The 10,648-nt window shown below is 47.7% G+C and carries 7 protein-coding genes; 3 read left to right on the top strand and 4 right to left on the bottom strand.

The genetic code is table 11. The features are described 5' to 3' along the window. Positions 1-239: 239 nt before the first annotated feature. From QT974_RS19810 to QT974_RS19795, 4 genes are all read right to left on the bottom strand, one after another. On the bottom strand, positions 240-1,691 hold the full coding sequence (locus QT974_RS19810) for a HAMP domain-containing methyl-accepting chemotaxis protein (RefSeq protein WP_333470141.1): 1,452 nt from the start codon (positions 1,689-1,691) through the stop codon (positions 240-242). A 135-nt stretch (positions 1,692-1,826) separates the two neighbouring features. Beyond that, positions 1,827-2,345, bottom strand: a complete 519-nt coding sequence (pgsA, locus tag QT974_RS19805) for a CDP-diacylglycerol--glycerol-3-phosphate 3-phosphatidyltransferase (RefSeq protein ID WP_333470140.1) — start codon at positions 2,343-2,345, stop codon at positions 1,827-1,829. Positions 2,346-2,617: 272 nt separating this feature from the next. Continuing rightward, positions 2,618-3,328, bottom strand: coding sequence for a sugar transferase (locus QT974_RS19800; protein ID WP_333470139.1), 711 nt, complete (start codon positions 3,326-3,328; stop codon positions 2,618-2,620). Between the two features lie 273 nt (positions 3,329-3,601). Then, entirely contained in the window at positions 3,602-7,879 is a 4,278-nt protein-coding gene (locus QT974_RS19795; RefSeq protein WP_333470138.1) for a hypothetical protein, read from the bottom strand. 205 nt (positions 7,880-8,084) lie between these two features. On the opposite strand from QT974_RS19795, the gene QT974_RS19790 reads away from it, so the two are divergent. The 3 genes from QT974_RS19790 (at position 8,085) to QT974_RS19780 (ending at position 10,294) form a co-directional block, all read left to right on the top strand. Then, a complete protein-coding gene (locus QT974_RS19790) occupies positions 8,085-8,375 on the top strand; it encodes a hypothetical protein (RefSeq protein ID WP_333470137.1) in 291 nt (96 codons plus the stop codon). Positions 8,376-8,996: 621 nt separating this feature from the next. Then, on the top strand, positions 8,997-9,707 hold the full coding sequence (locus tag QT974_RS19785) for a Crp/Fnr family transcriptional regulator (protein ID WP_333470136.1): 711 nt from the start codon (positions 8,997-8,999) through the stop codon (positions 9,705-9,707). Positions 9,708-9,796: 89 nt separating this feature from the next. Further along, the gene (locus QT974_RS19780; RefSeq protein WP_333470135.1) at positions 9,797-10,294 is read left to right on the top strand and encodes a universal stress protein; all 498 of its coding nucleotides are present in this window, start codon (positions 9,797-9,799) and stop codon (positions 10,292-10,294) included. Positions 10,295-10,648: the final 354 nt, after the last annotated feature.

Genomic DNA, 10,648 nt, shown 5'->3' with positions numbered 1-10,648 from the left:
TGGGTTTTGCTTTTAATGCCGTGCGAGCACTTCAAGAACTCGCACGGCATTATAGATATTGTGGGGTGCGTCAGCTCATAACCTAGTTTTCAGGTGGGGAACCAGAAGTGGCTGACGCACCCTACAAATCAGACTGTCAAAAGAAATGTTTTTTGCAAAAATGAGATGCTCCCTAGAAAACTCTTATTCGTTATCCGGAAGAGCCTTGGAACCAGTTAAACTGCTTTCGGAGTCAACTGTTAAGATAGCTTCTTGAGTTCTGCTGCGGTTTCGTTGAGCAGTTCCGTACTCAATTTAACTTGAGCAAGGCTAGTAGCCGCTTCTGTTGCTCCTAAGTTAACATTGTTCATTGCTGCGAGCACTTGTTGAATGGCGATCGCCTGTTGGTTAGCATTCAGAGCAATTTGTTGATTGTTCAAAAATACCTTGTCTACCGCATCTGCTACACCGGCAAAAATTTTTGTTGTCCCTTCAGCTTGTTTAATTCCTTCTGTTGCTGTTTTTGAACCTTCATCAGTTACCATCGCCGTGTTGCCGATCGCTACTTGGATTTCTTTCACCAGAGCGTTAATGTTGTCGGCTGATTGTTTGCTTCGATCGGCTAATCGGCGAATTTCGGTCGCGACTACAGCAAAACCCTTGCCGTTTTCCCCAGCGCGGACTGCTTCTACAGCAGCATTGAGAGCCAACATATTTGTTTGGTTGGCGAGCTCGGCTACCAACTCAGAAATTCCACTAATTTTAACAGCATTTTCGTTCAAATCGTTAATCTGTTTGGCGATCGCGCCTACTTTTTCTTGAAGAGTTACTATCCCCTGCATTGTCTTTGCTACAGATTGAGTCCCCGACTCAGCTAGGGTTAGCGTTTGATGAGCCGAGACTGCTGATGCTTCTGCTTGCTTGGCTGACATGGATGAAGCAACACTTAACTCATTCATCGTCGCCGTCGTTTGATTCACAGCATGAGCTTGCTGAGAAATCGTGTATTCCTGGCGATCGACAGCGGTAGTAATTTGCATGGAAGAAGAGACAATCTTCTTGACAGATTGCACGATGGGGTTAACAATGTCGCGGCTGACGATCGCCGTCAGGACTGCTGCGGACAACAAAGCCAAGATCAGAGTACAGACGAGCAAAACTGTCAAATGTTGAATATTGGCTGCAATTTCCTGATATTTTGTTTCGCCGACTTTTCGCTGGAGTTCGATTAATGTGCCAAATGCCTGAACTGTTTCGGCACCCAAAGGAGTAGTAGTAGCTGCGCGATAATCTGCTGCTTCCTGAAGTTTACCTGCTTGCTGCAACTCAAACCATTTAGGTCTGGCTGCAATATACCTTTGATAAGTATCTTGCACTTTCTCGAAAGCAACTTGCTCTTGGGGTGTGAGGGCGCCTCTGGCATATTCTCGCAGGTTATTGTCAATTATTTTGTACAACTTTGGCTCTTCGGCCAAAATGGACGATCGCTTGGATGGTAAAAGAATAAACTGTGGGAAGCCGTAACGCAGCTTCCATAAAGCCGACTCGGAGTTGGCTAGAGCCACCGTCCCCTTAACTCCATCTGTGTACAATTTATCTGCATCTTCTGCTAATTCAACTGTGTTGCGCCAACCAACAAACCCGACAAGTACGAGTAAAGCTGTCAAAGCTCCAAAGCTAGCCAACAATTTAGCCCTAATTCCTAAGTTCATTGTTTTTGCTAATTTGCAATACAGAATGTTTCCTATTAGCACTATTGATATCCGTACTGGAGAGCAAAAAATTTCTGATTTCGACCAATAACTTTCTCTCGACTTATACCAGAGAGGATCTGCGTCCGTGACTCCTTACTTTTCCTCAGCGGTCTTGGACGGCCACAGATAGATAGCGCCAGAAATCAAAGTTAAAGCCACAGAAACCCAAAACGCAATTAATGCCGGAAAGTTCCACGCTTCGGGCAGGGGAGCGATTAAAAGTGCGATCGCCACAATTTGACTAACCGTCTTTAATTTACCCCAAATATTAGCTCCCGAAATCGTAGTTTTATTAACACGCCACCCAGCAATTGTCAACTCCCGCCCCAAAATTAAAAACACTGCCCAAGCCGGGACTTTACCCAACTCAATCAACACTAAAAGCGGCGCCAGCACCAACAATTTATCTACCAAAGGATCGAGAAACTTTCCCAAATCAGTAATTTGGTTGAGCTTCCTAGCCAAATAGCCGTCCAGCCAATCAGTAGCCGCAGCTACCACAAAAATCGCGGTGCAAATCCAGCGGCTTTGGGCGCTTGGGTCGTACAAACCGTAGAGCAGAAAAGGCACTCCCAGCAAACGAGAGAAAGTAATCAAATTAGGCAAATTCATAAGACAGTTGACAGTTGATAGTTGACCGCTTGACACTTGACAGCTTGCTCGAAGAGCGCAGCCGAAGGGAGCTGGTCGTTGGGTTAACAGTTGACCGAAGGAAGAAGGATGAAGCAATATTCAAAAAATCAAGGGCAATCTTTGTTACGAGATTGCCCTTAATTTAACATTTTTTTGTAGCTGTTTAACTTCGAGCAAAACAGCTTGTAGGTCTATATTCATCTAATCGCAGCTCACAACAAACAAACAGACAACCCAAAACAGCAGCTTGATTAACACGCACCGTGTTTATTAAATACAACCGAAATTGTTTTGCAAATCAGACTCATGTCGTAGACAACAGACCACTTTTCCTGATAGTCGAGATCCATGCGAACAATATCGTCAAAGTCTTTAACTCTAGAGCGTCCGTTGACTTGCCACTCCCCAGTCAGACCGGGTTTGACATTTAAACGCTGCCAGTGAAAATCGTCGTAGCCGGAGACTTCATCGGGAGTTGGGGGGCGAGTTCCTACCAAACTCATATCGCCCACTAACACGTTCCAGAATTGAGGCAACTCGTCCAAACTGCTGCACCGCAAAAAACGGCCGACGCGGGTAATTCGCGGGTCGTTTTGATTCTTAAAAATATGACCCTTGGCTTCGTTGGTAACTAGGTGTTTGAGCTTTTCTGCACCCACAACCATCGAGCGAAATTTCCATATTCTGAAATGCCGCCCTTTCAAGCCGCAGCGGACTTGACTGTAGAGCAGCGGGCCCGGACTCTCGAACAGCATTAATACAGCTACTGGTAAGGCCACCGCTGCTGCAATTAGCAATCCCAGCAGCGAACCCAAAAGATCGATCGACCGCTTGAGCTTGCTGGTTACTGAGGGGTGAACCTGCTGTTTTGATACACAAAGCGAGTAAGTACGTTTGGGGATAAATAAGGAGAGCATTTCGGATAATACTGATGATTTAGAAGCACCCATCGCAATTTTCATTTGATTTATCTTGAATTTAACGATATCTCACGTCCATCTTATGAGACTCACCAAATCACGAGAAGGCGAACTTCTGGCCTTTGCACAATCTTTAAAAAGCTGCAACACTTTTATAAAGTTTGTGTATATTTCCTTAGATAATATTTAAAATTTTCGTAAATTTAAGTACATTTACTGAGAAAACTTAGTCTTGGCGGCCAAAAAACCGATTTCTGCTAGGAAGATTTGGGAAAACAGATCAAATTTCAGAGTAGAAAATCGGTTTTTTACCGTCTAGCGATAGGTATCGGCGCCCAGATCCCAAGCAATTATTAGGGGCTCTAACAATTTTTGCTGGCTGCTAGAGGCGAGGTGGCCTAAATATTCGCGAACAAACCCAGCGTGTTCGATATTCAAGCGATAGCCCTTGACTACATCTTCAAAGAAAAGTGGCTCGGCCAAAATTGCTCGCCAGTCGGGATTTTGCCTCGACTCCTCGGCCAGCATCATAAAATCTTCTTCCTCCGGCAAAAGTCCCGCCGGCAATTTTCCTGCCAAAATTTGCAGAATTCGGGCCTCGCAGGTGCGGGTATTCACGCCAAGGCGTTCCAATAACTGCAAAATTTCCTCAAAGCTCAGAGTTTGGGCGCCCAAAACCTGTGTTAATTCCCACAGCAAAAAAAAGTCGCTGTACTGCTGCTGCGACACTTCCAAAATTTGAGGATAGAGAGCCAGACTCGCCAACCCGCAGGCAACCCGACCGCTGGTTTGTGAAAAATTTGTGTTGGGTGCTACAGAAGTTAATGCAGAATTGTGAATTTGAGAAATATCTCGATCGACCTCGAATTCGGGATCTTGAACCACGATCGCATTCGGCAGCTTTTGGCGCAACCAACGGGCGATCGCCGGCCAGCCACCCATCCCACCCGCACAAATCGCCTGATTGATCCGGGCCGGCGACATTCCCGATCGGCTGAGCAAAGCATTTAATTCGCGGTTCAACTGCTGCACAAAAGGCACTAAAACCAAACTTTCCAAATCTCGGCGCTTGACATCCCAATGCTGCTGGCCAATATCCAAAACAAAACTTTCTTGATGCTGCAAAATAACTTTCAAATGTCTTGCCGCCTCCAACAATTGCAGCCCAAAAGCAGAACCTTGCAAGCGCTGCTGCAACTGATAGCGGCTCGGCAAATCGGGATGCCCAGGACGCGGCAAATCCACCGACATTCCCCACGTTTCATTTTTTGCCAACAACTGACAGACAATATCCTGATCGAAAGCATTGCCGCCAACATCAAAACTTTGACAAGTAAAATCAGCACGAGTTAAATTTTGCACATCGGACGGCAACTCAACTAAAGCTAATTCCACAGTCGCCGCCCCCGCATTCAAAATCAAAGTTCCCCCGCTAAAAGACGAAGCATTCACTGCTAGCGGCGCAGATTCTTCGCCTTCCTCCCGAACAGATTCCAGCGCTGGCGATTGTAATGTCGAGGAATTTTTGACAGGTGTGACAACAGCAAGTAAAGTAGCGATCGCATCTTCCACAACAAAAATTTGGGCCGCAGCAGCGACCAAATCCGCACCCAAAACAGCCTCCCGCAGGTTAAACCGATAAGCATTTCCCCAACCCGCGGGAGTTCCCAAAATTACACCCTGCAAGTTTAAGAGCGCCACCTCTAGAGTTTCCGCTGTCAGTCCCGAAGCTTTGCAGATTAAATCAGAAACCGGTTCCGGCGCCAAATCCCCCCCTGCCGCCACATCCAAAACTTCCCCCGCCCGACCAAATTTTTGTTTTTGCTTCCTAGGATTCAAAGTAGCCAGCAGCGCCCGCAAACCTTGCAGCGGTAGGGCGATCGAAATAGCCTGCGAAGGCGACCGCTGCAACAGCGGTTCGTACATCCCAGCAGCTTCCCGCTGATAAGGAATGCTCACCTTTAAAGGCAGTTTAAAATTTTGCAATAAGAATTCTCCAGCAGGTAAAGCAAACTGTCTCAATCCCACCGATTTGACACTTACCTGTTCGCCAGAACTCCCCGGGGCTGTGGCCCAGAGTACCGCCACCGAGGGAATCCGAAACAAAGCGCCCGCAGCAGCACTCTGGGCCTGCGGTGCTTCCCAGTAAATCGGGTGCAACTGCTCGCTGGTGCGATCGAGCAAAGCCGCCGACATTCCGCTGGAACCGAAATCTATGCCCAAATACCAGCTCGCGCGCGGGCGATTGTGGGATGCGCCGAAGGTTGGGGCGATCGCTCCTGTCACAAAATCCTGCTCTTTCGCCTTGCCTATCTCGGTGTTGGCTTCAGCAAGTCCTGCTTTACTCTCGGTCGAAATTAGGTTTTTTTTTTGACTTTCTGGAGAACTCGGTGGCCGTTCGTCTGTTTGGGAAATTTCAGCATTTGCTCGATCGATCTGGTTCAAACTCACCAAAATCTCGTCTAGCGTCAACTGCGATTCTTCTTCTTCCCCAGCCAACCAATCCTCCCCAAATTCGTTCTCCAAAACAAAGGGTTCATCCTCAGATGAGAGTTCCATATCCTCAGAGAACAAATCCTCTAGAGAGCTCAGTTCTTCGTCCGCGGCATCAGCAAAAGGATTTTCGGTATCGTTTTCGGAGGAACTCGACACTAAATCCAAGTTGTTAGCTGCACTTAAATTCGATCGCCCCGCCGCTTTATTTTCCAAACCTTCGAGATTGTAGAGGTCTCTCTCCAAGAGTTCTAGAGTATTGACATCCAATTTTATCGATCGATTGTTGTCATCATCTAAAACCTCGACGGGTAGCAAATCTTCCTCGGGCGAAGCTTGGATGTACGCATCATCGGGCCTCACGGATTGGTCAAAATCCCCTGTTTGAACGTCAGCGGCTCTTGGCACGCGGGGTGTGGCAGTCGGGCGGTGAGAGCTAATTTCAGCAGGTCTCAAATCCGGCGATTCGGCTACAGCAGCAGTGTCGATCCCATCGCCTCGGTTTTGAGCAGTTTCTAGATTTGGTCGATCGTCCGCTGAGTCTGGCGGTTCTGAAACCGACGGTAATGTTAGCGCGATCGAACTTGAGTCTGGCGGTTCTGAAACCGACGGTACGGTTGCAGGTTGGGGTTCAAATAAACCTTCTGTGTCTAAAGTTATATCCTCTACCGAATTACCGATTACAAAGTCTGAATCTTCAACTGCTAGAAAATCTTCAATTGATTCGCCTTCGTCTAGCAAATTTACAAACAAACTTTCGGCATCATTTAGAGGTTCACTTGCATAATATTCTGCACTTTGAGATAAAACCTCTGCTGTTTCAGTATTTTCAATCGCAAAATTTTCTAGTTCTAGTTCTGCAACTTCTCCGGCAAACAAACTCGCGTACAAATCCTCAATATTTTCGCCAGTTTCTGCTAATATATCTTCCGAATCAGCGCCGGAAAACCGAGTTACCTGTCCCGGTGTTTCTGGTGAATCATCCAACAAATCATCTGCCAAATCAGGGAGCGATATCGGAGATATCAGGCGCTCGCGCTCGCGTCTCAACTGTCCGAATTGGGGAGAAATTTCTGTACCGGCCCAGGGCAATCTGTCTTGTTCTTCGAGTTCGCGGCTGCGGTTGGGCTGCGGCACAGAGGGTTCGATCGCTCCCTGAGAGAGGGCGCGATCGGGCACAGAGGGCTCGGCTGATGTCGGGGTGGCACTTTCGAGATTGGTAAATTCGATCGGCTGCTGCACGTAGGAAGATGCTTCTCGCCCCAACTGTGCGGCCAAGTGGTTGACCAAAGCAGCGAACATCGCTTCGCTCTGCTGGCTCAAACCGTGCATATTTTCGATTCCTTGTCCCAAGGAAGCTTGATAGCTTTCGAGATTGGCGTGCAAAGCCTCGAACACGATACCCATCGTCGAATCGAGCCTCATCAGCATACTGTCGGCACGAGCTTGAAACTGTTCCATTTGCTCGAGTCTCTGAGCTGGTGTCAGCAGCGGCTGTTCGGAAGAGACTTGTGGGTTTAAAGTCGAGGGTTCGGATGCTGCTGCGTTGCTATCGAGCAACAACTTATTTTCTAGGCTGCCGATCATTTGGGAGAAATCGCGCTCTAAGGTTTCTTCCAAGCCACTCCTGAGTACCTGCAAGAATTCTGAAATGATTTGCTGTTGGTTTGCTTGTTGCTGAGCTAGCGATTGTTGTTGTTGCCGTCTTGCTTCTAGGTGTTTGATTTCTTGAATTAAAGCTTGCTGCTGTTGCCGCAGGGCTTCTACTTCTGCTTGGAGCGGCTCGGTGAGGGTTGAACGCAGGTGGCTGATTTCTCCGGTGACGGCCAGCATGATTTGCTCTGCTGCTGAGGGGCGATCGCTCAAGGGCGGCACTTTGGGGACTGGAACTGGTACCGGGCGGACATTTGGGGTGGCTGGCCTGTCGCGGGCTGCCAGCTTTGACTCCGAGGAAAGCAGATAAGTGCGAACTCGCTCTAAGAGTTGGCGCTGGTGGACAGTATCGATCGAACCCGTCCAAGGCAAGCGGGGTGCGGGCTTGCTGAGTACCTCGTCAATCTCAGCAATCAGTGCTTGAATTTTGTACTTCTGAGAATTCAAGGGCGGAACCTCTGGGAATGCGGCTTAGGAGAAAAAATTTTAGCGGAAAAAGACTGAAGTCAGGCGGCAGCTATGCCAATAGATAGAATAATCTGAATGCGAGTCCGTCAATAATTTACTAACATTTTCTGACAACTGTGAATCAACCTTTTCCCTTCGGATGACTCCTATTGCCATGATAGGTTAGCTGGTACTTGCCCATCAAATGCTTGCGGGCCCGGAGGCTGCCTGCAATCTCAAAAGCTGCTGCTGCTTGCCTTTAACCAGCGCCTCCGAGCCTTCGGCAAGCAGCAGCCCGCCCGGCGAGACGAATTTTTGCCCCTGTCGCGGGGCGGGCCGAGCCACCACCCTGACTCGCAGTTTGAGGCGATCGCCCCACGTGCTTCAACAGCAGTCAGCCCTAGGTCTCTTTTTTGGGAAAAACTGGAAAAACACCTCAAACAATCTGCCAGTTGGGATGCTTGGAGGCGGAATTTTCCGCGTACTTTCAATTTGACTAACCCTTTATATTAGCTTTTTACCTGTGTTCGCCGCTAGAGATTAATGGTACAATCATCTCGGGCTAGCATAAAAGGTTGCTGAAAACTGCGTCGGTTTCAGTTCCATGCGAGCGCAAACCTTTAGAGCCAAAGGTAGATTTTGCTGGTATTGCTGATATTTGACAGGTTTCAGGCACTGGCCGTCAGGAAAAAGTAACTGCGCTCGCTGCCTGTGTCGCAGTTGTGGATTGGCTTTGTTTACGGCTAGCAGCAGGCAGCCCACGGACACTGGCTGACCACAAATCTCTCAGCAGTGTTAAACTTGTCTTCGCGAAGTGCTTGTCTTCGCTTATTCGATCGGCATCAGGAACTTGCCGCGCTGCTTAAATTTTGTTAATAAAATTTGCTCGGCGGTATGTATCTAAAAAATTATGGTATAGTCTTTAGTTTCTAGGTCGCAATCAGAAATTGAGGCTATTAATTCCCATATTCGACCTTTGACCGCAAAACTTTAGAGGAAAAATTGCCGATTTTAGATAATTGTTTCTTCAATCAGGAATCTCAAATCGATTGACTCGGCTCAAGCTATTTCTAATTGCCCAGCGCTGCTCAAGCGCATAAATTAAAATGATGGCCTCATGGAAGACCGCTTTAACACCCGAGATCCGCAGTCTAATATAAATCAATTGATAGTTTCTACTCCTTTTTTCGCAGGATTGCCCGATCCTGTAATCGAGAGAGCAACTGTCCACATCGTTACCCGCAGTCATCCGTCAAATCAAGTGATTTTACTAGAAAATGACTGGGGAACATCCGTGTATTTTATATTGGATGGTTGGGTGAAAATTCGCACCTACAACCTAGACGGAAAAGAAGTAACGCTGAATATTTTAGGCAAAGGAGAACTATTCGGGGAAATGGCAGCGATCGAAGAAGCACCGCGATCGACAGATGTCATCACCCTAGCCCCGACACTAATCGGGAATATGCCATCACAGGACTTTGTGCAGCTCATTCATACCGAACCCCTGGCAGGAATTCGGCTAGCTCAACTGATGGCCCGCCGCCTGCGCCAAGTAAACCGCCGCCTGCGTTTGCGAGAGTCGGACAGTACGTCGCGGGTAGCAGATATTCTATTATTTTTGGCAGAGGGACAAGGCAAAATCATGTTAAGTGGAGGTACAGAAATTCCTAACTTACCACACAGAGAATTGAGCAGCCTGAGCGGGCTGGCTCGGGAAACGGTAACGCGAGTGCTCAGCAAGCTGGAAAAAAAAGGAACAATTCAGCGCGAACGTGACGTTTTGTGCATTCCAGACCTGCACGCCTTGGAACGTCTGTTAGTCTAGAAGTATCAGAGATGGCTAATTTGAATTTAATTCAAAAGCACTCTTTGTTAACTAACAAATATTGACGATTTGCCGCCGGAGGTAAAGCTGTGAGTTTTAAGAAAATTTTTGCTGCTGTAGATGATTCTGAACTTGGGCACCGCGTCTTCAATCAAGCTTTAGAGTTAGCCGCGAGCGATCGAGCCCAGATGATGCTATTTCACTGCGTTACTGTCACCTCGATTGGCGAGACAGCAGTCCCAATTCCAGTAGATTTGGGCATGAATGTCGAGTTGATGGAGCAAGCTTATCAAGCTCAAAATTTGCGGCTGCAAAGAGAGGTAAAACACTCTGAAGGTTTGCTGGAAAATTACTCCGAAGCTGCTGCAAAACAAGGAGTGCAGGCGGAATTTGACTGCAAAATCGATGGCGATGCGGGGCATTGTATCTGTGAATCTGCTCAAAATTGGGGCGCAGATTTAATAGTAGTGGGGCGGCGCGGGCGCACGGGGCTGACGGAAGCTTTCCTCGGGAGCGCCAGCAATTATGTGGTTCACCACGCATCGTGTTCGGTGTTTGTAATTCAAGATGTCAAAGCGGCCAAATGATGCGGTGGAAAATTGTTGATAAGAAAATCGATCTAAAATAAGACTGGCGTTGTTACCTAAACCCGGTTTCAGCGAGCCTGATAAAATTTCATTGAGCCATTAACTCGCGAAACCGCTTATATGGTGCATGGCCCCGCAAGTCCGGTAAAATGTAGCAGCTCAAATCGGAGAACCGGCTATGTGCTATAGAGCCAGCAAATCCCATAACATCCAAAATCTCAAATTGGAAAACCGGGAATCGCCGACATAACGTCAGTCTCCTAAACTCTAAAATCGGAGTACCGATTTGGCGGCCACATAGCCAGCAAATCCCATAACATCCAAAATCTCAAATTGGAAAACCGGGAATCGCCG

This window comes from Microcoleus sp. BM001215392, from assembly GCF_036700185.1.
Classification (GTDB): Bacteria; Cyanobacteriota; Cyanobacteriia; order Cyanobacteriales; family Microcoleaceae; genus Microcoleus.
The sequence above is the reverse complement of the archived record's forward strand: the minus strand, read 5'-3'. Positions and strand labels throughout refer to the sequence as shown.

What these genes read in the sequence shown, in the direction of transcription:
- QT974_RS19790 (WP_333470137.1), top strand. Translation starts at nt 8,085, where the DNA reads ATGCTTGCGGGCCCGGAGGCTGCCTGCAATCTCAAAAGCTGCTGCTGC.
- QT974_RS19810 (WP_333470141.1), bottom strand. Translation starts at nt 1,691, where the DNA reads ATGAACTTAGGAATTAGGGCTAAATTGTTGGCTAGCTTTGGAGCTTTG.
- pgsA (WP_333470140.1), bottom strand. Translation starts at nt 2,345, where the DNA reads ATGAATTTGCCTAATTTGATTACTTTCTCTCGTTTGCTGGGAGTGCCT.
- QT974_RS19785 (WP_333470136.1), top strand. Translation starts at nt 8,997, where the DNA reads ATGGAAGACCGCTTTAACACCCGAGATCCGCAGTCTAATATAAATCAA.
- QT974_RS19800 (WP_333470139.1), bottom strand. Translation starts at nt 3,328, where the DNA reads ATGAAAATTGCGATGGGTGCTTCTAAATCATCAGTATTATCCGAAATG.